This is a genomic window from Methylomonas sp. (genome assembly GCF_023228165.1).
Taxonomy (GTDB): domain Bacteria; phylum Pseudomonadota; class Gammaproteobacteria; order Methylococcales; family Methylomonadaceae; genus Methylomonas.
Genome location: NZ_JALOBS010000010.1, coordinates 129,584 through 152,380 on the forward strand (window position 1 = coordinate 129,584; position 22,797 = coordinate 152,380).

Here is a 22,797-nt window from a genome sequence, read left to right on the forward strand (position 1 = left end):
TTAAGGTAAATTTTGCTTTCCGGCCACAGGATACAAATTAAATGACTCACGTAAAAAGTAAAGACGAACTGATTCCCGTTCTCCCGTTACGGGATGTGGTGGTATATCCGCATATGGTTATACCGTTGTTTGTAGGCAGAGGGATGTCCATTGACGCTCTGGATGCCGCCATTAAACAAGACAAGCAAGTGCTGTTGATTGCCCAAAAGCAGGCGGATGTTGATGAGCCTGAGTTTGACGACCTATACAAAGTAGGCACCTTGGCCAATATTCTGCAATTGCTCAAATTGCCGGATGGTACCGTCAAGGTTCTGGTTGAAGGCACGCAGCGTTGTTCGGTTATTCAATATCAGGAATTTGAAGGCTACTGTGCGGCAGGCGTGCTGGAGCTGGAAGACGAAGTAAGCATTGACGAGCAAGAGTTGGACGTATTACAGCGCACGGCTATCAGTTCGTTCGACCAGTATGTAAAGTTGAATAGCAAAATTCCGCCCGAAGTTTTAAATTCCCTGGCGGGCATAGACGATCCGAGCAGGCTGGCCGACACCATGGCGGCGCACATGGCGCTGAAAGTCGAGGAAAAGCAGAATATGCTGGAAATGGTGGATGTGGCCAAACGCCTGGAAAGCTTGATGACTCTAATGGAAGGCGAAGTGGATATCCTGGAAATGGAAAAGAAAATCCGCGGCCGCGTCAAAAAACAGATGGAAAAAAATCAGCGCGAGTACTATCTGAATGAGCAAATGAAGGCGATTCAGAAAGAGTTGGGCGAAATGGACGAGGCCAGCAACGAAGTCGAAGAGCTGGAAAAGAAAATTGAAGCCGCTGGCATGTCGGCCGAAGCCAAAACTAAAGCCATGGCGGAGCTGAATAAATTAAAAATGATGTCGCCGATGTCGGCCGAGGCCACCGTGGTGCGTAATTACATTGACTGGATGGTCAGCGTGCCCTGGAAAAAGAAAACCAAAGTACGTCACGACTTAAAAGTGGCCGAACAGGTGCTGGAATCTGAACACTATGGATTGGAGAAGGTTAAAGAACGCATTCTGGAATACTTGGCTGTACAGCAACGCGTCAAGCAATTGAAGGGGCCGATTTTATGCCTGGTTGGACCTCCTGGCGTGGGAAAAACCTCGTTGGGCCAATCGATAGCGCGTGCCACCAACCGCAAATATGTGCGGATGGCCCTGGGTGGGGTGCGAGACGAGGCGGAAATTCGTGGCCACAGGCGTACTTATATCGGATCGATGCCGGGCAAGATTCTGCAAAATTTGTCGAAAATCAAAACCCGTAATCCGATGTTTTTGCTGGATGAAATCGATAAGATGGCGGCGGATTTTCGCGGCGATCCGGCGTCCGCATTACTGGAGGTATTGGACCCCGAACAAAATCACACCTTTTCAGATCATTACCTGGAAGTGGACTTTGACTTGTCCGACGTGATGTTTGTGGCCACGGCCAATACCATGAATATTCCCGCTCCGCTGATGGATAGGATGGAAGTGATTCGTTTGGCCGGTTATACCGAAGACGAAAAAATCAATATTGCTTTGCGTTTCCTGATTAAGAAGCAAGTCAAAAATAACGGTTTGGCGGAATCCGAAATCGAAGTAACGGAAGAGGCGGTTAGGGATATCATTCGCTATTACACCCGCGAAGCCGGCGTGCGGAGTTTGGAGCGCGAAATATCCAAAATCTGTCGTAAAGTGGTGAAAGACTTATTGTTAACCAGCGATAAAGACAAAATTACGGTCGGCAGTGACAATCTGGATAAATATCTAGGCGTCAGACGCTTTAGCTACGGCATGGCCGAAGACAATGATCGAGTCGGTCAAGTTACCGGACTGGCGTGGACGGAAGTTGGCGGCGAGCTGTTGACCATAGAAACGGCCGTGATGCCGGGCAAAGGCAAGCAGCAAGCGACTGGTAAGCTGGGCGACGTTATGAAGGAGTCCATCGACGCCGCCGTGACCGTGGTAAGAAGCCGTTCGCATGTGCTGGGGATCGATAACGAGGTGTTCCAAAAAAACGATATTCATATTCACGTGCCGGAAGGCGCCACGCCGAAAGATGGGCCCAGTGCCGGTATCGGCATGTGTACGGCGATTATTTCCGCCTTGACTAAAATTCCCGTCAGGGCCGACGTGGCCATGACCGGGGAAATAACCTTGCGGGGCGAAGTGTTGCCTATCGGTGGTTTGAAGGAAAAATTATTAGCCGCGCATCGGGGCGGTATACGGACGGTGGTGATACCGTATGAAAATGAAAAGGATCTGACGGAAATACCCGATAACGTCAAAAGCAATTTGACCATCAAATGTGTCCGATGGATTGATGAAGTGCTTGAGATTGCGCTGCAAAAAATGCCGGTGCCTATTGTCATTGAGGCTGCAGAGAGGGCAGATGCTGCAAACGGAAAAACCGAAGCGAAGTCGCAAGTGGTTGTTGCTCACTAATATGGTGTTGTTTGGGCTCCAAACCGTGAAAACCGTGGGATGCGGCTATTTGAATGCTTGACAGGGCTCGCCGCCCATTGATATAAAGTCCCACCTTCTTACGGGAAGGCGGCTATATATGGGAGGGGTGAGCCTGTTTGTGCCGAATGAAACTGATTGTTTGAGTAATAATTAATAAAACCAAATCCTAAGGGGAAATAAATGAATAAATCGGAACTGATTGATGCGATCGCTGCAGCATCTCAATTGACTAAAGCCGATGCCGGCCGTGCTTTAGATGGTTTTATCAAGTCTGTTGAAGAGGCGCTTAAAAAAGGCGATTCAGTAGCTTTGGTAGGTTTTGGAACATTCGAAGTAAAAGAAAGAGCAGAGCGCAAAGGCCGCAATCCGCAGACCGGCGAAGAGATTACTATTAAGGCAGCGAGAATTCCGTCATTTAAAGCTGGTAAGTCTTTAAAAGATGCTGTAAACTAGCAGTTCTTTAGTCGGGTGCTTAGCTCAGCTGGGAGAGCATCGCCCTTACAAGGCGAGGGTCGGGGGTTCGAACCCCTCAGCACCCACCAGACTTAGGAGCGGTAGTTCAGTTGGTTAGAATACCGGCCTGTCACGCCGGGGGTCGCGGGTTCGAGCCCCGTCCGCTCCGCCAAAACAGAAACCTCGGGCCGAATGGTTCGAGGTTTTTTTTTGCGTATTAATTTTAAGGCCTGAAATGTCGGGCTAAATGCTGTTTAAGGACAGAGCTTATGCTATTAGAGATTAGAGAAAAGGTGCAAGGCGTTTTTGCGTCGATCATTTTAGTGCTGATTTGCGTGCTTTTCGGCTTGTGGGGCATCCAGAATTATTTGGGCGGCGGCAAGGAGGCGCCCGAGGTTACGGTGGGCGACAAAGAGTTTTTTCAACGCGATGTCAATCAGGCCTACCAGCAGTTTGCTCAAAATCTGGCAGGGATGAAATTTGATGAAGACACCCTGAAAAAGCAGGCTTTGCAGAAATTGATTCGGGACGAGGTTCTGTTGCAATATGCACAGCAGCAAAAGCTGGTTGTCACTGATGATGCCGCCAGAGATTTCATTCAGTCGTTGGAATATTTTCAAAATGACGGCAAATTCGATAAAAACCAATATCAAGCCTTATTGGGTTCGCAGGGTATGTCTTCGGAAGAATTCGTCGGCCGGATCAAAAAAGCTTTGATGATGGAACAAGTGCAACGAGCCATTGTGGATAGCGGCTTCGTGACACCATTCGAAGTGGCGGCGTTTTATAAAATTCAAAATCAAAAGCGGGATGTGGAATATATTCCCGTGCCGTTGTCGGTCTCAAGCCAGACACCCTCCGAAGAAGATGTCGTGGCCTACTATCAGCAGCACCAGGATGCCTATCAAACAGAAGAGCAGGTCTCTATTCAGTATGTGGAATTAGCCTTGGATACGCTTGCAAGCGATGTCGATGCGACGGAAGAGCAGCTTAAAACCTATTACGAAGAGCAAAAAGCGCAATTCAGCAACCCTGAAAGACGCAAAATCAGCCACATCCTGTTTGCTTTCGGCAAAGATGCAGCCAATGAAGAACAAGCTTTGCAAAAAGCTTTAAAAGCCAAGCAAGACTTAGCGACGAAGGATTTTGCCGCTTTGGCCAAGGAAGTCTCCGATGACAAGCTCTCTGCCAAAAACGGTGGCGATTTGGGTTTATTCAATGTGGGCGTCATGGAAAAGGCCTTTGAAGATGCTGCCAGCCAGTTAAAGTTGGGTGAAGTGTCCGAACCGGTGAAATCCGCTTTCGGATACCACCTGATTAAAGTGACGGAGTTGGTTCCTGGCGAGGTTAAATCCTACGAAGCCGTTAAACCCGAACTGACTAAGGCCTTTAAGAAATCCCAGGCGGAAAGTAAATTCGGCGAGTTGGGTGAGAAACTTAGCGAAGTCAGTTACGAAAATCCGGATAGTTTGGATGCCGCCGCCGCTTTGTTGGGTGTTAATGTCGAGGAAACGCCTTTGTTTACCCGTGATTCCGGTGACGGGGTTGCTGCGGACCAAAAAGTTCGTTTGGCAGCCTTTTCCGAAGATGTCTTGAAAGGTGTGAATAGTGAACCGGTTGAGGTGGGCAGCGATAAATTGGTGGTATTGCGGATGAAATCGCATCTACCGGCGGCAAATAAAGAGTTAAAGGATGTCAAAGCCGAGGTGATTGCGGCATTGCAAAAAGAACGGGCGCAGCAACAAACGGCCGAAACAGCCAATAAACTCAAAGACGAATTGTCGGCAGGTAAATCAATCGCCGAAGTGGCGCGGAATGCGCAATTATCGGTAAAAAAACTGACCGGATTAGCGCGTACCAGTACCGAAGTCGAGCCGGTTATTAATCAAGCCATGTTTCGTGCAGCTAAGCCGCAGGCTAATCGGTCCAGCATCGTTGTCATCGATGAACCGAAAGGTGGCAAGATTGTCGCGAGTATAAATCACGTCACTGAAGGTGAAATGACGGAAGCCGACAAAGCCAATCAGGCGCTGATCGAAAAAAATATGGCGACTGCGTTTGGCCGGGCGCAATTCGAAGCGGTATTGAATCAATTGCAAGCCAATGCCGATATTCGTATTCGTGCCGCCCAGTAGCCAATTTCACCCAATTTAAAGCCGCAACGGCTATTGGTGATTGTCGAGATGCCCGGTTCACTATCGAATGATCTTGAACCGGGAGAATTTCCGGGTCATGAGTTTGTAGCCACTAGTTAAGCGGAAGGCTATAAATGTCGCGGGAATCTCCGCAATTGATGTTAGGCTTTTGCTTTAATGTGACGTTGGAGCTTGCTATGACAAAATTCAATTTGCCCTTTCGCGGTTTTCTGATGGGGGTGTTCGCTTTGTCAATGGCTGCTGTTGCCGGGGAGGCTTCGGCCGAAAAACCCGCCGGCACCGGTGGTGGGGGGCACAAGCAGAAATCACATCAGTCTAAGCAGCATGAAAATCGCGATGATAGTCGGCATGGTCAAGCACCATATAGTTCTCGCCCACAAAACTACCCGGATCAATATTATCGGCAAGGCGGTTTTGCAGAGCAGCAGCGTATCGCTATCCGTGAATATTATGCCAATGAATTTCGTGCCGGCCATTGTCCGCCCGGTTTGGCCAAGAAACATAATGGCTGCTTGCCGCCGGGACAGGCAAAACGCTGGACGAAGGGGCGGCCTTTACCGCGAGACTTGATTTTTTATGATTTGCCAGACGGGGTTATCAGGCAAATAGGTTATCCGCCAACCGGTTATCGTTATGTTCGAATCGCCTCGGATGTTTTGATGATTACGATTGGAACCGGGATGGTCGTGGATGCTATTGCCGATTTGACCGGAATGCCGTAGCCGGTTTCTACAGTTAACTAATTTTTGCTGGGGGCTGCAATGATCATTTTATGGCGGGATGTATGTTTGTCATAAAAGGGTAATATGGCATTGTTAAATTCCCAGGTTGATTAGGCTAAAACGTAACATGATTATGTCAAATTTAAATATCCTGGTTGTGGAAGATGAAGACGCCATTAGGGAAATGTTGGTGATGGTCTTAGAGCAGGCCGACTTTCAAGTGACGGCGGCCGCCAGCGCGGAAGAAGCCTTGCAGTCACTGGCGGAAAATCGAGTCGATTTATTGGTATTGGATTGGATGCTACCCGGCATTAGTGGGGTTGAATTAGCCAGGCGCCTGAAACGGGAGCCCGGTTTTAAGGATTTGCCCATTATATTGCTTACGGCCCGAGGCGAAGAAGAAGACAAAATTCGCGGCTTGGAAATTGGTGCGGATGATTACATTACCAAACCGTTCTCTCCCAAGGAATTGATTGCCAGGATTAAAGCCGTGATGCGGCGTAGCGGTAAGTTGAGTGAGTCCGGGCAGTTGAATGTCGGCGATCTTACGCTGGATGCCGAGCAGCATAGGCTGACCATTAGCGGCAAAACGCTGGATGTTAGTCCTACCGAATTCAGGCTGATGCAGTTTTTTATGACCCACCCGGACAAGGTGTATAGCCGAACCCATTTACTGGATCAGGTCTGGGGACGTAGCGTTTATATCGAAGAGCGCACGGTCGATGTGCATATCCGTCGCTTGCGTAAACTGCTGGCCGAATTTGACCGGGAAGATTTGATCCAAACCGTGCGGGGTTTCGGCTACCGCTTTTCCATGGCGGGATGAACTAAATGGACCGATGGCAAAGAGAAATCAAGATTATTATTGCCCTCGTTTTGCCGGCGTTACTGCTTAGTTATTTTATTGGGCATCTGAGCCTGATGCTGTTGTGCGTCAGTGTGCTGTTATTGATAAAGCAAACTTTGGCAATCAACGAGCTGGAAAGTTGGTTGAGTCGGGGCGCATTTAGAGATTACCGGGACCGCAAAGGTATTTGGGCCGATATTTACTACCACCTGTGGAAGATCAAAAAAACCGATAAAAAGCGTAAGAAAAAACTCAGTCGGATGATAGACCAATTCCGTACCTCAACCAATGCGCTGCCCGACGCCGCCGTGGTATTGGGCGAATACGCCGAGATTGAATGGACCAACAAGGCTGCCCGGGAAGTACTGGGTTTGAAAAGGTCGGATAAAGGCCAGCGTATTCCGAATCTGATCAGGACTCCCCAGTTCGTGCAATTTCTTAAGGCTCAGGACTATCAGCAAAAAATCTGCATCACCTCGCCCGTTAACGACAGCATTATCCTACAAATCAGCGTCGTGCCGTATGGGGCCGGCTTACGCTTGTTATTAGCGCAAGATGTGACGCAAATCAAAAACATGGAACGGATGCGGACAGACTTTGTGGCGAATGTGTCGCATGAATTGCGCACGCCATTAACCGTTTTAAAGGGCTATCTGGAAACCTTATTGGACATGGATGACGTGCCCAAAGGTTTAGCGCGGTCGTTTGAAAGTATGGCCACTCAAACCGAGCGCATGCAGCACCTTATCGATGACCTGTTGTTGTTGGCCAAGCTGGAAACCAAAGCCAAGAAATTCGAATGCGTGACCATGCGCGACTTATTGGAGCAAATCTGTCATGAAAGCGATTTGTTGGAAAAAGACGAACGGCGGATTGAATTGACCATTACCACCGATAGCAATCTGCAAGGGGACGGTCAGGAGCTGCAAAGCGCGTTCACCAATTTATTGGTGAATGCCTTGAAGTATTCGCCTGCGACGTCGCCGGTCAAAGTCGGCTGGCATCAAAAGCCCGATGGCTCGCTTTACCTGGAAGTCGAGGATTTTGGCGAGGGTATTTCCTCGGCGGATATTCCTCGCATTACCGAGCGTTTTTATCGTGCGGAGGTCAAGCGCAATCATAAGGTGGTCGGCACCGGGTTGGGCTTGGCCATCGTCAAGCATGTATTGGTCAGACACGACGCCAAACTGGAAGTGGAAAGCCAGCAGGGTAAGGGTAGCCGCTTCCGCTGTCTGTTTCCCGCCCAGCGCGCTTGCTAAACCGCTTTTTACCTTTTTCCTATCAACGCCACCCACAAAAAATCGCCGGTAACCAAACCGATGTCTCTATAATTGCCGCCACTTGTAACAGTGACTAAGAGGCTGGAATGATTTCGGAAACCGTTATCGAATTATCGCGCTGGCAGTTTGCGATAACTGCGATGCTGCACTTTTTATTCATCCCGTTGACTTTAGGGCTGGCATTATTTTTGGCTTTGCTGGAGTCGATGTACGCCGTCACCGGGCAGCCGATATATAAAACCATGGCCCGGTTCTGGGGCAGGATATTTACGATTAATTTTGTGCTGGCCGTGGCGACGCGGATCATCGTGGTATTTCAGTTCGGTATGACCGGCTCGTATTTTTCGCATTATGTCGGCGATATATTTGCACTGCCGTTGGCTATCGAGGCATCGAGCGGCTTTTTTCTGGCGGCGGTATTGTTCGGACCGTATTGGTTCGGTTGGGAAAAAATGGGCCAGAAGCAGCATCTGTTGCTGACCTGGTTGATGGCGTTGGCCGTCAATGTGTCCGCATTTTGGGTGTTACTGGCTAATGGCTGGATGCAGAATCCGGTGGCCGCGAGTTTTAACTATCAGTCGTATCGGATGGAGCTGACCGATTTGGACTTGTTTGTCTCCAATCCCGCCGCACTGGCTAAATACTTGCATACAGTGACGGCCAGTTATGTCACCGCCATGGCCACCGTAATGGGCATAAGCGCCTATTGGCTGCGTAAACAGCCGCGGGATCAAATGGCTCTTAAGAGTTTTAATTGGGCGGCCGCTATGGGCGTCGCGATGTTAGGCGTCACCATCGGCTTGGGCGACACCACGCCCATGTTGGATCATCCTGTGCAGCAAGCCAAGCTGGCAGCCCTGCAGGCGCGGCCCGTTGCCGCGCTGTTACCGAATATCGAAACCCGTATCCGCAGTGGTATCAAGGCTTATGCCCTGTTACAGGATCTGCGCGACGACAATAAAGACCCGCAACTATTGGCGGAATTTGAGGCGCATAAAGCCAATCTGGGTTATGCCATGTTGTTAACCCCTTTTCATAAAACCATATTGGGCGCCGAAGACCGACACATTAGCCTGGCCGCCCAATCGGCATTGCCAGCCTATCCGGGCTTGCTGCACTGGGCCTATCTTTTCATGATCGCAGCCGGGGCGCTGAGTATGCTCTGGTTTTTGCTGGCTGGACTATACAGTGTTGTAATTAAGGCTGTGCCGGCCTGGCTGGTCAATTTTAGTGTTTATTTGGCACCCATACCCTGGCTGGCTTGCATTGCCGGCTGGTTTGTCGCCGAGTTAGGCAAACAGCCTTGGGCGATTGCCGGTGTGCTGCCGACTTTTATGGGCGTGTCGTCATTGTCGGCGGCGGAATTGGTTGTCAGCGCAATGGGCTATGTCTGTGCATACACTGTTTTGTTGCTGGTGGGGTTTTGTCTGCTGCGGCAATCCATAGTCAACCGTAATATCGGCCTACCGGGAGTTTGAGCCATGACATTGGATTTGGAAAGTTTACGCTTGATTGGCTGGGCATTGCTCGGCGTGGTAATGGTGGTAACGGTTTTATGCGAAGGCATCACGCTGGGCGTGACCCTGCTGCTACCCTTACTGGGAACCACCGACCGGGATAGCCGACGATTGATCGACAGTATTGCACCGGCCAGCATGGTGAACCTGGCTTGGCTGGTCGTGTTGGTGGCGCTACTGTTTGCCGCTTGGCCCATTGCTTATGCGGTAGCCATGGCCAGTTTGTATACGCTGCTGTTGCCGATATTGTTGATCTTGCTGTTGCGGCCGTTGACCCTGTATTTTCTGGACGACTGCGACCATGTCCAGTGGCGGCGGCATGGCAAAAAACTACTGGCTGCCGGTGGATTGATACCGGCCGCGTTGTTGGGGGTATTGGTTGGCAATCTTTTAAAAGGCATCCCGTTTCATCTGGATAGCGACATGCGTATCCTGTTTTTGGGCGATTTCGCCGGGCTGTTCAATCCGTTTTCGCTGTTAGTAGCGGCAGTTTGCCTGGCCTTGCTAGCGATGTATGGCGGGGTGTTTTTACAACTACGAGCCGGTGATGACGATGGCATGCAACAGCAAACCAAGGCCATCGTACTGCGGGCTGGCTTGGCTTTTTTGGTGTTGTTTGCCGCGGCCGGTTTGTGGATAACCCATTTGGAGGGTTATCACATCAATTCCGAGGTTTTGCCGAACGACGCTTCCAATCCCTTGGCCAAGTTCGTCAAGCGCGGCGAGGGTCTATGGCTGGATAACTACGAACACCAGCCGCTGCTTTGGAGTATCCCGGTGTTGGCTTTTCTGGCCGGTCTGGCTATGTTAGGCTTGTCCAAGTGGGACAAAGCTTATTTCGCCATGATAGCCGCCGCGCTATGCGTGACCATGACCGTGCTGACATTCGGCGTCTCTATGTTCCCGTTTTTGTTGCCGTCGAATATTTCTCTTAATAGCTCCTTGACGATTTGGGATAGCAGTGCCAGCCAATTAACCTTGCAAAGTTTATTGTCGGCGATGGCTTTCGCCTTGCCATTAATGTTGGTCTGTAGCCGCTGGGTATATTGTGCTGTCGATTGCACGGAGCAAGGCAATGTTGCCGTAGAACCTGCTGAACCGGAGTAAGCGACTGTTTGAAATTATTGGGAGAGGATTGTAATGTTCATCAAAATGACAAACGGATAAGCTATAGTGACAATATAACCCTTTCTATAGCCGGCTAGCTTCTAGCCGGTTCTTTATGTTTTACCGACCAGGAAACCTGCTATGACGAATATGCCCCTCTCCATGCAAGAAACCGAAGTCCTGAATACCTATTGGCGCGCCTGTAACTATCTGGCAGCCGGGATGATTTATTTACGCGACAATCCGTTACTGAAACAGCCGTTAAAGCCGGAACACATCAAGCAACGTTTGTTGGGGCATTGGGGGGCCAGTCCCGGCCTAAGCTTTAGTTATATTCATCTCAACCGGCTGATCAATAAATACGACCTGAATGCCATTTTTCTGGCCGGCCCGGGGCATGGTGCGCCGGGTGTGTTGGCGCCGGTTTATCTGGAAGGAACTTACAGCGAGATTTATCCCAACAAAAGCGAAGACGAAGAAGGTTTGTTGAACTTCTTTAAAGAATTTTCCTTTCCGGGCGGCATAGGCAGTCACTGTACCCCGGAAACACCGGGCTCGATTCATGAGGGCGGCGAGCTGGGCTACAGTATCTCCCACGCGTTCGGCGCGGCCTATGACAATCCGGATTTATTAGTCGCTGTCGTGGTAGGCGATGGTGAGTCGGAAACCGCGCCGCTGGCCACTTCCTGGCATTCCAATAAGTTCCTCAACCCTATCCGCGACGGCGCGGTGTTGCCGATTCTGCATTTGAACGGCTACAAGATCAACAATCCCTCCATACTGTCGCGTATCAGTCACGAAGAGCTGGAAAATCTGTTCAAGGGTTACGGCTGGCAGCCGTTTTTCGTGGAGGGCAGCGATCCCATGGAGATGCACGGTAAAATGGCGGAGGCGATGGAAGCCTGTGTGCTGGAAATTCGCCGCATACAGGACCAAGCGCGCGACAGCGGCAAGGCGGCACGGCCGCGCTGGCCCATGATAGTGCTGCGTTCGCCCAAGGGGTGGACTGGGCCCAGGGAAGTCGACGGACATAAAGTCGAGGGCTTCTGGCGCTCGCATCAAGTGCCTTTGAGCGGGGTGCGGGAAAACCCGGCCCACTTGGCGCAACTGGAAGCCTGGCTGCGCAGCTACCGGCCGGACGAATTGTTCGACGCTAACGGCAGTCTGATGCCCGAACTAAAAGCCCTGGCTCCGCAAGGCCAGCGTCGGATGAGCGCCAATTTGCACGCCAACGGCGGCCGTTTGCGCAAAGCTTTGTGCATGCCGGATTTTCGTGATTACCGCATAGAGGTGGCCAAACCCGGCACGGCCATTGCTGAAAACACCCGGCCATTGGGCAAGTTTTTACGCGATATCATGCAGGAAAACATGCAGAATTTTCGGGTATTCGGCCCGGATGAAAATACCTCCAACAAGCTGGATGATATTTACCAAGTCAGTAAAAAGACCTGGCTGGCCGATTACCTGCCCGAAGATGCCGATGGCGGTCAATTGGCGGTCGATGGCAGGGTGATGGAAATGCTTTCTGAACATACGTTGGAAGGCTGGCTGGAAGGTTATTTGTTAAGCGGGCGGCACGGCTTTTTCTCCACTTACGAAGCCTTTGTGCATGTGATCGACTCCATGTTCAACCAGCACGCCAAATGGCTGGAAATGTCCAAAGCCGTGCCTTGGCGGGCGCCGATTTCGTCGTTGAATTTATTGATAACCTCCACGGTTTGGCGGCAGGATCACAACGGTTTTACCCATCAGGACCCCGGTTTTCTGGATGTGGTGGTAAATAAAAGTCCGGCCGTAACCCGTATCTATCTGCCGCCCGACGTGAATACTCTGCTGGCGGTCAGCGACCATTGCCTGCAAAGTACCGATTACATCAACGTGATTGTCTGCGACAAACAAAAGCATCTGCAGTTTCTGGACATGGACGCGGCGATCAAGCATTGCACCAAAGGCATCGGTATTTGGGAGTGGGCCAGCAACGACAACGGCGTCGAACCCGATTTGGTGATGGCATGCGCCGGCGATATTCCCACCAAGGAAGCTTTGGCGGCCACCGTCATGCTGCGGGAGTATTTCCCGGACTTGAAAGTGCGCTTCGTGAATGTGGTGGATTTATACAAATTGACCCCGGCCGCCGAGCATCCGCATGGACTGTCGGATAACGACTTCGATAGCCTGTTTACTCTGAACAAGCCGATTTTATTCAACTTCCACGGTTATCCCTGGTTGATTCACCGCCTGGCTTACCGGCGCAATAACCACAAAAACCTGCACGTGCGCGGCTACAAGGAAAAAGGCAGCATCAACACGCCGCTGGAACTGGCCATTCAAAACGAAATAGACCGTTTCAGTTTGGTGATAGATGCCATCGATCGGGTGCCGGCGTTAAAGGTGGCCGGCGCGCATGTGAAGGAAAAAATGCGTGATATGCAGATTGAATGTCGTAATTATGCCTACGAATACGGCGCGGATCTGCCGGCGGCGGACAGTTGGGTGTGGCCGTATTGAGCGGATTAATAGGTTCCGGCCAGGTCGGCGAGTTTTAGCGGCGCCCTGCGTGTGAGCATGGTGGCGCTATCGGATCATGGCATTATATTTGGACCTTGCCCTAGCCAGGCGGATTATTCAATCTGCCCCTATCGTTTTGTCGTTCTCCTGTAATTTGGATTAAACGTTCAGGACGGGTTTGCAAAACCCGTCCTGCCTAGCTGTTAAATTCCCTTCAACCACTCCCGCATGAATCAAGGCGCCGAAATTTGATGCGCCAAAGGTATGGCGGCGTTAGCCGGCGAGAGTAACCGTTATTTCATATGCAACTGTTACAACGGCTCGACAGCGGATGTCGGTCGCGGTTCCGTCAAGATGGGTGAGCCGAAAAGGCCGCTTGGGCCGCTCTGTTAGCGGGTGTTTAAATAGGGGGGAGGTTATGTGATTTTTCTGCAGACAGGCTGATATTTTCAGTGGATAATTTTTACTTCCAGTAACAATAACTAAAAAGGGAAAGCGCATGAAGAAGTTACTCAACTACACCTTGATCGGTATCCTGGCATTGATTCCGGTAGTGGTGATTTTGCAAATTATTTTATTTGTAAAAGATCGATTTACCGATCTGTTCCAATTTGTCTACGGCTATTCGGATAACTATTTTGTGACATTTTTGCTGTTCGGGTTCAGTTTTATGCTGATTACCTATATCGGCCATCGCGTCAGCTTGGGGCGGTTTTCCATCATAGCCTCGTTTGAAACACTGGTTTGCCGTATTCCTATTCTAAGTACTATATATCGGGTCACCAAAAAACTGGTACAAATGATAGCCGGGCACGAGCTGCAGGAGCCGCGCGAGGTGGTTTACGTTGAATACCCGAAAGACGGTTTGTGGGTGCCGGCGTATGTGACGAATAAAGTCGAAGACCGCTACGTGTTGTTTGTGCCCACTTCGCCCAACCCGACATCCGGTTTTGCGATTATTGTGCATCAATCGAAAATCATTAAATCGGCCATGAGTATCGAGCAGGTCACCAGCTTTATCATTAGCGTCGGTTCGGACTACGAAAAGTCGGACGAAGCAAACAAGTTACCCGGTTGAGTTGTCGATGGATCGGGCGCTTTATGAATCGGCGGTATTGTTGGGTTCCAGGCTGCAAAAGCGTGCTTGGCAGTTAGCCTTGGCAGAGTCCTGCACCGGCGGAGGCATCGCTAAAACGATAACCGATGTGCCGGGCAGTTCCGTCTGGTTTGACCGTGGATTTGTCAGCTACAGCAATGCAGCCAAGGTCGATATGCTGGGCGTCAGCCAAGCAACTCTGAATGCAAAAGGCGCAGTGAGTGAAGAAACGGCGTTGGAGATGGTGGAGGGGGCTTTGGCGAATAGCTTGGCCGATTTGGCCATGGCTGTAACCGGCATTGCCGGCCCGGATGGCGGCACCGGTGAAAAGCCGGTCGGTACCGTGTTTATTGCTTGGCAAGTACGTGGGCAGCCGAGCCATTGCGTTAAGCAACAATTTTCCGGAGATCGGCTGGCAGTGCGGCGGCAAGTGGTGCTGTTTTGTTTGCAGCAGGCTTATCGTCTGGTCGGTGCCGAAAAATAATTCGGCCGGCGATTGCTCGGACGGAAAAAGGGTTTAGTCCCGCTACGGCAATTACGTTAAAATGCTGTTTTAGTTCACTATGTAGATAATGTCGCCATGTTGAAAAAAACGTTACTTACGGCCGTCATCGCCATGACGATGAATGCTTGCGTGACCAGTCCGACCGGCAGATCACAGTTCATCTTCATGCCGGACAATCAGGTCAATCAAATGGGTTTGCAAGCTTTTGACAGCATGAAAAGCAAAAACCCGGTTAGTCAAAATCCGCGTTTTAGCCAGTTTGCCCAGTGCGTGGCCTATAGTCTTACGCGCGAAGTGGGCGGGCAGTGGGAAGTGGTGGTGTTTGAAGACGACACGTTAAACGCCTTTGCCTTGCCCGGCAATAAAATCGGCGTACATTCCGGATTGATCAATTTAGTGGATAACCAGGATCAGCTGGCAGCGGTGATCGGGCATGAAATCGGTCACGTATTATCGCGGCACAGCAACGAGCGCTTGTCGCAGGAAACAGCTGTCAGTACCGGCTTGAGCATGGTGCAGGCCGTCTCCCAGCCGCAAACGGCGTTGGGGCAGACAGCATTGGGCTTGCTGGGGGTAGGGGCACAATATGGGGTGATTTTGCCATATAGCCGTATTCACGAAACCGAAGCGGATACCATAGGCTTGGATTTAATGGCGAAGGCCGGCTTTGACCCGCGTCAGAGTATCAATCTGTGGCTAAAAATGGAGCAAGCGGCGCAAGGCGGCCAGCCGATCGAATTCATGTCGACGCATCCATCGCACAGCAGTCGTATCGATAATCTCAACCAACACATGAACCACGCTCTCCAGTTACAGCAACAAGCCTGGAGTATGGGTAAACAACCGCATTGCGCTAAATAATGAATCCGCATTTACAGTTACTGCATCCTTACCCGTTCGAAAAGCTGGCCACATTAAAACAAGGTATTGCGCCCCCGGCAGACAAGGTTCACATTGCCTTGTCGATCGGCGAGCCCAAACATGCCACGCCGCCGTTTATTCAAGAGGCTCTGGTGCGGCATTTGCAGGGATTGACGCAGTATCCAACCACCAAAGGCTTGCCGGAATTGCGGCAGACGATGGCAGACTGGATAAGCCGCCGCTTTGCAATACCCGCCGAATATATCGATGCGGATACTCAGGTATTGCCGGTCAACGGTACTCGCGAAGCCTTGTTTGCGATTGTGCAGGCGGTGATCGATCCGCGCGACAAGCCGGTGGTCATCATGCCCAATCCGTTTTACCAAATATACGAAGGTGCGGCCTTGTTGGCTGGAGCCGAGCCGTATTATTTGAACACCCTGGAAGCCGACGGGTATCTGCCGAATTTCGATAGCGTGCCGGAAGCAATTTGGCGGCGCTGCCAATTGATTTTTATTTGTTCGCCCGGCAATCCCACCGGTACGGTATTGACGCAGGCTCATCATGAGAAGCTGCTGGAACTGGCGGCCCGCTATGATTTTGTGATTGCCTCGGACGAATGTTATACCGAACTGTACGGCGACGAAGCGCTTCCGCCGCGCGGTTTACTGCAAAGCGCCTATCAGGCCGGCCTTATCGATTTTAAAAATTGCCTGATTTTTCAAAGCCTTTCCAAGCGTTCAAATGCACCGGGCTTGCGCTCCGGTTTTGTGGCGGGCGATGCGGAAATTGTGCGGCAGTTTCTAAAATATCGCACTTACCACGGTTGTCCGATGCCGGTCACTACCCAATATGCCAGCATTGCTGCATGGCGGGATGAAACGCATGTTCAGCAGAATCGTCAGCTGTATCGGGACAAATTCACGGCATTTATCGAAATTTTGCAGGATGTTTGTGAAATCAGCCGGCCGCCGGCCAGTTTTTATATCTGGTTGAAAACCTCGCTGCCGGATACCGAATTCGCACTGCAATTGTTTGCGCAACAAAACATAACGGTATTACCGGGTAGTTATTTGTCCCGCGACAGCGACGGCATAAATCCCGGCGCCAATCATGTCCGCATTGCGCTGGTGGCGTCGCTGGAAGAGTGTGTCGAAGCCGCGCAACGCATCAAAACTTTTCTCAATGAAAACACCGCGTAGGATCTGCTGAACAACGCGAGGCGCATCGAACGCGAAGACGATGCGCCTCCTTGCCCCGGCGCATCCTGCATTTGTTTAATCCTTAAATCTTAAGAAAAACCATGTCAAATCTGGAAACCATAATTAACGACGCCTTTGAAAACCGAGCAGACATCAGTCCTACTAGTGTTTCAGCCGAAATCCGCACAGCAGTGGACGACGCGCTGGAAATGCTGGACAAGGGACAAGCCCGTGTCGCCGAGAAAAAAGACGGCGATTGGGTGGCCAATCAGTGGCTGAAAAAAGCCGTGTTGTTGTCGTTCCGTATCAATGAAAATAAAGTCATCGAAAGCGGCGATGTGCGCTATTACGACAAAGTGCCGACCAAGTTCGGCCAATACAGCGAAGACGATTTCGCTAAAGCCGGCGTGCGCGTGGTGCCGAATGCCGTGGCCCGTTACGGTTCTTACGTGGCGCCCGGCGCGATTTTGATGCCGTCTTACGTCAATATTGGCGCCTATGTCGATAGCGGCACCATGGTGGATACCTGGGTAACCGTGGGTTCCTGCGCGCAAATTGGTAAAAACGTGCATTTGTCCGGCGGCGTGGGCATCGGTGGCGTATTAGAGCCGCTGCAAGCCAATCCGACCATCATCGGCGACAACTGCTTTATTGGCGCCCGTTCGGAAATCGTCGAAGGCGTGATTGTGGAAGATAACTGCGTGGTATCGATGGGAGTCTACATCGGTCAAAGCACCAAAATCTTCAACCGCATGACCGGCGAAATCAGCTATGGCCGCATTCCTGCCGGTTCCGTGGTGGTGTCCGGCAACCTGCCATCCAAGGACGGCAGCCACAGCCTGTATTGCGCGGTGATTATCAAGCAAGTGGATGAGAAAACCCGCAGTAAAACCGGCATTAACGAATTATTGCGGGATTAATCATTAGAGATGTTTTGGTTAACCTTTTCGTAACTGTTCGGCGCGGCCGGTTTCGCCCCCCCCTTCTCCCGCCGGGAGAAGGCTGGGATGAGGGCGGTCAAAATAGGCTTTCTTCTGGCGTTGTATTTTCCTGATTCCATCCTCTCCCGCTGGAAGCCTATAGGGCTGTAAGTAGAGAGCAACGCGGAAGCAGTTACCGAGAGGGTCGGTTGTGGCTTGCGCTGAATGACGGTCTATTTGCGACACGTTTTGGCCAATAATCTTCCCTTGGCGAGCATGGCTTAAAAAAATGTAACAATTGTGAAAAAGTGTTTGACTCAATCGGTTTCATGCTTTAACATGCGCATCTCATCACGGGGCGGCGTAACTGCCTCGAAATAGAAGGTCATATCGGGGTATAGCGCAGTCTGGTAGCGCGTCTGCTTTGGGAGCAGAATGTCGGGAGTTCGAATCTCTCTACCCCGACCACGATTTGCGCTTGTAGCTCAGCTGGATAGAGCATCGGCCTTCTAAGCCGAGGGTCGCAGGTTCGAGTCCTGCCAAGCGTGCCATCGCAAAAATTCATCATTATGGTGAGCGTAGCTCAGTTGGTAGAGCCCCGGATTGTGATTCCGGTTGTCGTGGGTTCGAGCCCCATCGTTCACCCCATTAAAATCAACAACTTACCTGCAAAAGGGGGTTGTCATGTCTGAACAATCGTCAACCAATAGTCAACAAAATTTCGAGTTAACTGGATTTCCCGCAGTATCAACGGCGCCATCGGTCAAGCCAAGACAATTCAGAACGGCCCTTCCTTACCCGTACTATGCGCGTTTAGAAGTTCAAGCGGCTAAAAGGGGCATGTCTGGCTATGCATTTGCTTCGGAGCTCTTAAAGCGTGTGCTAGATGCGAATTTCCCGGAGAAGTCTGGGTGTTAAACCGCTTCTTACCCTGGGGGATTGTATTGGGTGTTTCGGGTGGGGAGCCTCTCGCCGTCGTTCGGTCGCGGCGTTCGATTTCGCGTTCCATACAAGCCTGTCAAGCGGACTAGCGGAGCGGCCGCTTGACAGGCTTGTATGGACGTGGAAATCTGCCGAAAATCGACCGCAACGCACGGCGAGAGGCTCCCCGCCCGAAACAATGGGGAGCCTTGAGCCAGAGTGAGGGAGCGGTTTTGCGAAAGGGATTGGAGTGGAAATCGGCATCTAGTCACCGCTTACAAGCCCTTAGCAAAAAATCTATGGAGCAAAGCGGAATAGCATTTTTTGATTAGGGCTTGTTGCCGTGACTCGATGTTGATTGGAACGGAAAGCCCGGCCCTTTAGGGTTCGCCCAAAAGACAATAAAACATATTAAAAAACACTAAATCATCACAAAACACATTTAGAATAAGGGCTTAATACTCTGGCTTCTTCCAGGTGTTCCGGTGCTAAATGTGCATATCGAATAGTCATATCAAGGCTGTGATGGCCTAAAATCTTCTGTAAAGTCAATATGTTGCCGCCATTCATCATAAAATGGGATGCGAACGTATGCCGTAAAATATGCGACGATTGACCGCGCGGTAAGACGATTCCAGCCTTATCAATCGCATTTCGAAAAGCCTTAATTGGATCGGAAAACAACCGACCTTTACTGGCATCAGGATGGCTCAAAATAGCGCATTCCAACGCTTCAGGTATTGGAACTGCTCGGTTCTTCCCGCTTTTCGTACCGACAAAGTAAACCAAGCTATTCCTCACATTCTGGCGTTTAAGATTCACCGCTTCTGACCATCTAGCGCCGGTTGCCAAGCATATTGAAACGACCAGGCGCAAATCAGTGCTTAACGATTCATCAACGGCGGCCATTAATCGGCCAATCTCAACCGAAGTCAGAAAGCTAAGCTCGTGCTCGTCGATCTTCATCAACTTGACCTTAGCAATTGGGTTTTCCCCTTGCCATTTTCCAAGCCGTATCAGCTCGTTAAACGCGCTCCGCAGGTAAGCATGCTCACGGTTAACACCATTAGCGGTCAAGCCGTCAGCAAGCCGCTGTTTGCGGTATTCGCTGAACAATTCCGGGGTGATTGTGTAGGCATACGGGTTGTTCAGCCGCTGGCTGATCAAACAAAGGCGGTTGTACGTGTCGTGGTGCGCCTTGAGCGTCTTCCCGTGGTGGTCGTACCAAACCTGCAACAACTCGTTAAGGCGGCGTGTATCCTTCTTGTTGGGCTCCCAGTCCGGCGTTTTAATCGACTTGTTGGTCACAAACGCTTCCCAGCGCAAAGCCTCGGCTTTGGTGCCTAGAGTTTTTCGATAACGTTTGCAGCCTCGTCCGCCTGGTTGAATGTCGACCAGCCAGCCGGCTTCGGTTTTTTTAATTGTCATGGTTCTTGCGGCTTTGGGTGGTTGGTAACGTGACCGATGTCACAAAGTTAGGGAATTGTCAGAAATTGCTGATTTTTAACTATAAACCACTATAGCACCTTGTTTGATTACAATCAACTAAAAGTTAATAAAAAATACTAAAAATAACTATTTGACATTAAGTAAAGAGGGGCATATATTCGGCGCGCGGTCTTGTATTGGGTTTTGGAGAGATTGTTTAAAGGGCTGGAAAGCCGGCCTGTTTTCAGGCCGGCTTTTAGATGTCCCTGTAACACATCTTAATAAAACCATAGTACTAGACGTTAAGGCTAGTGTTGGGCTACTTTGCCCAACATGGAAAAAGCGAAAAGACGCATTTTTTTGGCGTTTTCGTTAGAGTTTTCATTTGTTACTGTAACAATTTAACGTATTGATAAATAAGGTTTTTTATGAGAAAGAGCAAATTTGGTGAGAAAACGGTTCTCGTTCGGGTTCCTGAGAGTAAGGTTGATGAGGTGCGGAATTTTCTGAAAAAGTTTGAAGTGATTGACCAATCGCTTAAGCAGGCTTTGGAGGGGCAGAATCAAGCCTCTGAGTATTGGCAAGGTTATAGAAAGGGGTTTACTGATGGGTTCGAGCGTGGGGAGGAGTTTCAATTCTGCCAGTCCTTCGCGTTCGTTCATGATGATGAGGGTCTGGCGCTGGCTTTGGATTTGTTTAACAAGCGTATCCCGTCCTCAATCGAGGCGGAAGCGTTGGGTAAGTATGTGCAAAAGGTGTTAGCGTTGCCGGAGAATATGGATGAGCGTGTTGTTAAGCTTAAACAGCTTTTTTTGGTTCAGCCTTCTGGTGGCGAATTTGTACAATTGGCTAAAGATAATAATTGACACTAAAACTTAATAAGATATAATAAGCCATGACTGAAAAACAACCGACAAAACCTAAAGGCCGTGGCAAAGGCAAGAAACCGGCAAAACAAGTCACTTCCGTGGCGTTGGATGATGATTTGATTCAAGCCCTAACCGAAAGGGCGGAACGGGAAGAGCGCACCGTAAGCGCTTTAATACGCTTGGCGATCAAGTATTATTTGGAGTGTGTTAAATGACCATGTTAGAAGTGGCTAATGATTTAGAAGAGTTGCGGCAAGCCTATGATGATCTTCAGGTTCTGGCCAGTGGTAATAACTGCGATTCTGGCAATGTTGCGTCGGTTCTGTCGGTGTTGAATAAACAGTTTGATTTAGTGTGTTCTGAATTTGAGAAGGTACGTAAACCGGGAGGTGTAAAGCTTAAAAGTGTCAACCAATCGTCAACAATATAGTAGTTTTAAGTTGCTTATAGTGGCTTAATGAGTTTTTATCTAATTGAAATATAAGAGGAATTGAAGAAAATGTCTAATTCAAAACGGATTGTGATTCCGGTTGTCGTGGGTTCGAGCCCCATCGTTCACCCCAATAAATTCAATAACTTAATAAAAGTTATTTGCATCATTTGTCCTAGCTGGTGACAAATAATCACTCATTCGATGGCTTTACCGTCTTCATTTTGACATCATAAACATTCAACATTGCAGCGCTTCTGTGCCCACTGGCATCCTGTTTGTTGCCTGTGGTATCGCTCACACCTTTCCTTTTTAAATCATGAAAAGTGAAGGGTATCCAATTAATACCCATATCTTCAGCTGCTTTTTTTGTAGCAACAGTGATTCGTCCCATCGGGCCGCGTGCAACAGTGCGTTACCGGCGCGTCGCCACGGGCAGTTATACCGAACAGGGAGATACCGGGTTGGAACTGCGCTTCATGAACGACCGTATAACCTCGGTACAGTCCACTATCGGTGTGCTGGCGTCATATGCCATCAGTACAAACTGGGGCGTATTGGTGCCCCAATTGAATGCCGATTGGACGCACGAATACGACAATGGCCAACGGTCGATATACGTACAGTTTGCCCACGATAATCGGCCGATTCCAACCACGTTCAGTTTTCAAACCGACAAACCTGACCGAGATTTGGGTACCGGTATAGTCGCCGTGCTGCCGAACGGTTGGCAGGCTTTTGCCAACTTTGAAACTTTGCTCGGACACGCATACTTCGACAATTATATTGGCACCGTTGGGATTCGATTAGGATTATAAAACTGATTGTTTGTCTTCAACGTCTTCAGGAGCGTATCCAGATCGCTGAATTAGGTGCGCCATTGTTCGATCAGACGAGGGCTGTATTGTTAAAGGGTATTCGAACTCAGGTCCAAATTTCGAAAGCTTCGCCATTTTTGACGCAGAATGCGGCCGATCTGAAGACTTCAAAAATGCCGTGTTCTGCGATGTCGGGTGTTGTGTTTAGCTGGTAATTGAGCGCCACTGCGTTCGTCTGCCATTAGGCTCTGGTATGTTTGGATGCTTTGATAAGAACCCAAACGTTCAGCAAAGACGTACTGAGGTATTAATTGCTTTTGATCTTATGCGGAGGATTGCAAATGACTGGTTACTTTGAACAAAATGATCCTTTACTTTTCTCGCCTCAGTTAAGTGTGGTGTTTCCAAAAACAGGATTGAACCTAGAGGGATTGGTGTCCCAAGGAAAAATCTCTGCCGTGTTACATATGGCAGAATGCAATAAACTTTCTTTTGACAAGAAACTCGTAGTCGATAGATATATGTTGAACAAGGCTACCGCAAAAACCTATGCAGGAATATTCCAGGGACAATCCGAACGAGGCGGCATCCCATGGATACTTTGACCTGCAAGCCTTGTTCCCGGCATAGGAGCGTTAATTACCATCGCGACATCAACTATAGATGGGCTGGTGCGACTC

Annotated in this window: 22 protein-coding genes and 5 tRNA genes; 25 read left to right on the forward strand and 2 right to left on the reverse strand. The window is 50.0% G+C overall.

Annotated features, from left to right (window positions below; all coding sequences use genetic code 11):
• The first annotated feature begins 41 nt into the window (after window positions 1-41).
• From lon to M0R33_RS09675, 20 genes are all read left to right on the forward strand, one after another.
• Window positions 42-2,456, forward strand: a complete 2,415-nt coding sequence (lon, locus tag M0R33_RS09580; protein WP_292568185.1) for an endopeptidase La — start codon at window positions 42-44, stop codon at window positions 2,454-2,456.
• Between the two features lie 201 nt (window positions 2,457-2,657).
• The gene (locus M0R33_RS09585) at window positions 2,658-2,930 is read left to right on the forward strand and encodes an HU family DNA-binding protein (protein ID WP_292568187.1); all 273 of its coding nucleotides are present in this window, start codon (window positions 2,658-2,660) and stop codon (window positions 2,928-2,930) included.
• A gap of 13 nt (window positions 2,931-2,943) precedes the next feature.
• A tRNA-Val gene (locus M0R33_RS09590) sits at window positions 2,944-3,019 on the forward strand.
• 6 nt (window positions 3,020-3,025) lie between these two features.
• Window positions 3,026-3,102 (forward strand) — tRNA-Asp (locus M0R33_RS09595).
• 97 nt (window positions 3,103-3,199) lie between these two features.
• Entirely contained in the window at window positions 3,200-5,065 is a 1,866-nt protein-coding gene (locus tag M0R33_RS09600; protein WP_292568189.1) for a SurA N-terminal domain-containing protein, read from the forward strand.
• A 197-nt stretch (window positions 5,066-5,262) separates the two neighbouring features.
• A complete protein-coding gene (locus M0R33_RS09605; protein WP_292568191.1) occupies window positions 5,263-5,808 on the forward strand; it encodes a hypothetical protein in 546 nt (181 codons plus the stop codon).
• 133 nt (window positions 5,809-5,941) lie between these two features.
• Window positions 5,942-6,634 carry a phosphate regulon transcriptional regulator PhoB gene (phoB, locus tag M0R33_RS09610; RefSeq protein WP_292568194.1) on the forward strand — a complete coding sequence of 231 codons (693 nt, stop codon included), beginning with the start codon at window positions 5,942-5,944 and terminating at the stop codon, window positions 6,632-6,634.
• Between the two features lie 5 nt (window positions 6,635-6,639).
• Window positions 6,640-7,914 (forward strand): phosphate regulon sensor histidine kinase PhoR, encoded by a 1,275-nt coding sequence (phoR, locus tag M0R33_RS09615; protein ID WP_292568196.1) that lies wholly within the window; start codon window positions 6,640-6,642, stop codon window positions 7,912-7,914.
• A 107-nt stretch (window positions 7,915-8,021) separates the two neighbouring features.
• Window positions 8,022-9,413: a cytochrome ubiquinol oxidase subunit I gene (locus M0R33_RS09620; RefSeq protein WP_292568198.1), complete on the forward strand. Its 1,392-nt coding sequence runs from the start codon at window positions 8,022-8,024 to the stop codon at window positions 9,411-9,413.
• A 3-nt stretch (window positions 9,414-9,416) separates the two neighbouring features.
• Window positions 9,417-10,559, forward strand: coding sequence for a cytochrome d ubiquinol oxidase subunit II (gene cydB / locus M0R33_RS09625; RefSeq protein ID WP_292568200.1), 1,143 nt, complete (start codon window positions 9,417-9,419; stop codon window positions 10,557-10,559).
• 141 nt (window positions 10,560-10,700) lie between these two features.
• On the forward strand, window positions 10,701-13,067 hold the full coding sequence (locus M0R33_RS09630) for a phosphoketolase family protein (RefSeq protein WP_292568202.1): 2,367 nt from the start codon (window positions 10,701-10,703) through the stop codon (window positions 13,065-13,067).
• A 499-nt stretch (window positions 13,068-13,566) separates the two neighbouring features.
• Window positions 13,567-14,145, forward strand: coding sequence for a DUF502 domain-containing protein (locus tag M0R33_RS09635; RefSeq protein WP_292568204.1), 579 nt, complete (start codon window positions 13,567-13,569; stop codon window positions 14,143-14,145).
• Between the two features lie 7 nt (window positions 14,146-14,152).
• A complete protein-coding gene (locus M0R33_RS09640; RefSeq protein ID WP_292568206.1) occupies window positions 14,153-14,647 on the forward strand; it encodes a CinA family protein in 495 nt (164 codons plus the stop codon).
• Between the two features lie 96 nt (window positions 14,648-14,743).
• The gene (locus tag M0R33_RS09645; protein ID WP_292568208.1) at window positions 14,744-15,529 is read left to right on the forward strand and encodes a M48 family metallopeptidase; all 786 of its coding nucleotides are present in this window, start codon (window positions 14,744-14,746) and stop codon (window positions 15,527-15,529) included.
• Entirely contained in the window at window positions 15,529-16,731 is a 1,203-nt protein-coding gene (gene dapC, locus M0R33_RS09650; RefSeq protein ID WP_292568210.1) for a succinyldiaminopimelate transaminase, read from the forward strand. Before M0R33_RS09645 ends, dapC begins: the two co-directional genes overlap by 1 nt.
• A gap of 101 nt (window positions 16,732-16,832) precedes the next feature.
• Window positions 16,833-17,651 carry a 2,3,4,5-tetrahydropyridine-2,6-dicarboxylate N-succinyltransferase gene (dapD, locus tag M0R33_RS09655; protein WP_292568212.1) on the forward strand — a complete coding sequence of 273 codons (819 nt, stop codon included), beginning with the start codon at window positions 16,833-16,835 and terminating at the stop codon, window positions 17,649-17,651.
• Between the two features lie 391 nt (window positions 17,652-18,042).
• A tRNA-Pro gene (locus M0R33_RS09660) sits at window positions 18,043-18,119 on the forward strand.
• A 6-nt stretch (window positions 18,120-18,125) separates the two neighbouring features.
• Window positions 18,126-18,202: transfer RNA gene (locus M0R33_RS09665), tRNA-Arg, on the forward strand.
• 21 nt (window positions 18,203-18,223) lie between these two features.
• Window positions 18,224-18,299, forward strand: a tRNA-His gene (locus tag M0R33_RS09670).
• Between the two features lie 36 nt (window positions 18,300-18,335).
• A complete protein-coding gene (locus M0R33_RS09675) occupies window positions 18,336-18,569 on the forward strand; it encodes a hypothetical protein (RefSeq protein WP_292568214.1) in 234 nt (77 codons plus the stop codon).
• A 432-nt stretch (window positions 18,570-19,001) separates the two neighbouring features.
• Here the strand turns inward: M0R33_RS09675 and M0R33_RS09680 are convergent, their stop codons facing one another.
• Window positions 19,002-20,000, reverse strand: a complete 999-nt coding sequence (locus tag M0R33_RS09680; protein ID WP_292568216.1) for a tyrosine-type recombinase/integrase — start codon at window positions 19,998-20,000, stop codon at window positions 19,002-19,004.
• 428 nt (window positions 20,001-20,428) lie between these two features.
• Between M0R33_RS09680 and M0R33_RS09685 the strand changes: the two genes are divergently transcribed.
• The 3 genes from M0R33_RS09685 to M0R33_RS09695 are packed head-to-tail and all read left to right on the forward strand — an operon-like array spanning window position 20,429 to window position 21,299.
• A complete protein-coding gene (locus tag M0R33_RS09685) occupies window positions 20,429-20,866 on the forward strand; it encodes a hypothetical protein (protein ID WP_292568219.1) in 438 nt (145 codons plus the stop codon).
• 29 nt (window positions 20,867-20,895) lie between these two features.
• Entirely contained in the window at window positions 20,896-21,084 is a 189-nt protein-coding gene (locus tag M0R33_RS09690; RefSeq protein WP_292568221.1) for a ribbon-helix-helix domain-containing protein, read from the forward strand.
• Window positions 21,081-21,299, forward strand: coding sequence for a hypothetical protein (locus tag M0R33_RS09695; protein WP_292568223.1), 219 nt, complete (start codon window positions 21,081-21,083; stop codon window positions 21,297-21,299). The genes M0R33_RS09690 and M0R33_RS09695 overlap by 4 nt, the downstream gene beginning before the upstream one ends.
• 193 nt (window positions 21,300-21,492) lie before the next feature.
• On the opposite strand, the gene M0R33_RS09700 is transcribed toward M0R33_RS09695, so the two are convergent.
• On the reverse strand, window positions 21,493-21,693 hold the full coding sequence (locus tag M0R33_RS09700; protein WP_292568225.1) for a hypothetical protein: 201 nt from the start codon (window positions 21,691-21,693) through the stop codon (window positions 21,493-21,495).
• On the opposite strand from M0R33_RS09700, the gene M0R33_RS09705 reads away from it, so the two are divergent.
• Together M0R33_RS09705 and M0R33_RS09710 are read left to right on the forward strand one after the other, a co-directional pair.
• Window positions 21,680-22,117: an autotransporter outer membrane beta-barrel domain-containing protein gene (locus tag M0R33_RS09705; protein ID WP_292568227.1), complete on the forward strand. Its 438-nt coding sequence runs from the start codon at window positions 21,680-21,682 to the stop codon at window positions 22,115-22,117. The two genes, M0R33_RS09700 and M0R33_RS09705, sit on opposite strands and share 14 nt — an antisense overlap.
• A gap of 341 nt (window positions 22,118-22,458) precedes the next feature.
• Entirely contained in the window at window positions 22,459-22,722 is a 264-nt protein-coding gene (locus tag M0R33_RS09710) for a hypothetical protein (protein ID WP_292568229.1), read from the forward strand.
• Window positions 22,723-22,797 lie beyond the last annotated feature (75 nt).

Coding starts and splice junctions, on each gene's coding strand:
- M0R33_RS09690 (WP_292568221.1), top strand. CDS start 20,896: ATGACTGAAAAACAACCGACAAAACCTAAAGGCCGTGGCAAAGGCAAG.
- M0R33_RS09640 (WP_292568206.1), top strand. CDS start 14,153: ATGGATCGGGCGCTTTATGAATCGGCGGTATTGTTGGGTTCCAGGCTG.
- cydB (WP_292568200.1), top strand. CDS start 9,417: ATGACATTGGATTTGGAAAGTTTACGCTTGATTGGCTGGGCATTGCTC.
- dapC (WP_292568210.1), top strand. CDS start 15,529: ATGAATCCGCATTTACAGTTACTGCATCCTTACCCGTTCGAAAAGCTG.
- dapD (WP_292568212.1), top strand. CDS start 16,833: ATGTCAAATCTGGAAACCATAATTAACGACGCCTTTGAAAACCGAGCA.
- M0R33_RS09620 (WP_292568198.1), top strand. CDS start 8,022: ATGATTTCGGAAACCGTTATCGAATTATCGCGCTGGCAGTTTGCGATA.
- M0R33_RS09685 (WP_292568219.1), top strand. CDS start 20,429: ATGAGAAAGAGCAAATTTGGTGAGAAAACGGTTCTCGTTCGGGTTCCT.
- phoB (WP_292568194.1), top strand. CDS start 5,942: ATGTCAAATTTAAATATCCTGGTTGTGGAAGATGAAGACGCCATTAGG.
- M0R33_RS09605 (WP_292568191.1), top strand. CDS start 5,263: ATGACAAAATTCAATTTGCCCTTTCGCGGTTTTCTGATGGGGGTGTTC.
- lon (WP_292568185.1), top strand. CDS start 42: ATGACTCACGTAAAAAGTAAAGACGAACTGATTCCCGTTCTCCCGTTA.
- M0R33_RS09675 (WP_292568214.1), top strand. CDS start 18,336: ATGTCTGAACAATCGTCAACCAATAGTCAACAAAATTTCGAGTTAACT.
- M0R33_RS09635 (WP_292568204.1), top strand. CDS start 13,567: ATGAAGAAGTTACTCAACTACACCTTGATCGGTATCCTGGCATTGATT.
- phoR (WP_292568196.1), top strand. CDS start 6,640: ATGGACCGATGGCAAAGAGAAATCAAGATTATTATTGCCCTCGTTTTG.
- M0R33_RS09680 (WP_292568216.1), bottom strand. CDS start 20,000: ATGACAATTAAAAAAACCGAAGCCGGCTGGCTGGTCGACATTCAACCA.
- M0R33_RS09600 (WP_292568189.1), top strand. CDS start 3,200: ATGCTATTAGAGATTAGAGAAAAGGTGCAAGGCGTTTTTGCGTCGATC.
- M0R33_RS09630 (WP_292568202.1), top strand. CDS start 10,701: ATGACGAATATGCCCCTCTCCATGCAAGAAACCGAAGTCCTGAATACC.
- M0R33_RS09700 (WP_292568225.1), bottom strand. CDS start 21,693: ATGGGACGAATCACTGTTGCTACAAAAAAAGCAGCTGAAGATATGGGT.
- M0R33_RS09695 (WP_292568223.1), top strand. CDS start 21,081: ATGACCATGTTAGAAGTGGCTAATGATTTAGAAGAGTTGCGGCAAGCC.
- M0R33_RS09585 (WP_292568187.1), top strand. CDS start 2,658: ATGAATAAATCGGAACTGATTGATGCGATCGCTGCAGCATCTCAATTG.
- M0R33_RS09710 (WP_292568229.1), top strand. CDS start 22,459: ATGACTGGTTACTTTGAACAAAATGATCCTTTACTTTTCTCGCCTCAG.
- M0R33_RS09645 (WP_292568208.1), top strand. CDS start 14,744: ATGTTGAAAAAAACGTTACTTACGGCCGTCATCGCCATGACGATGAAT.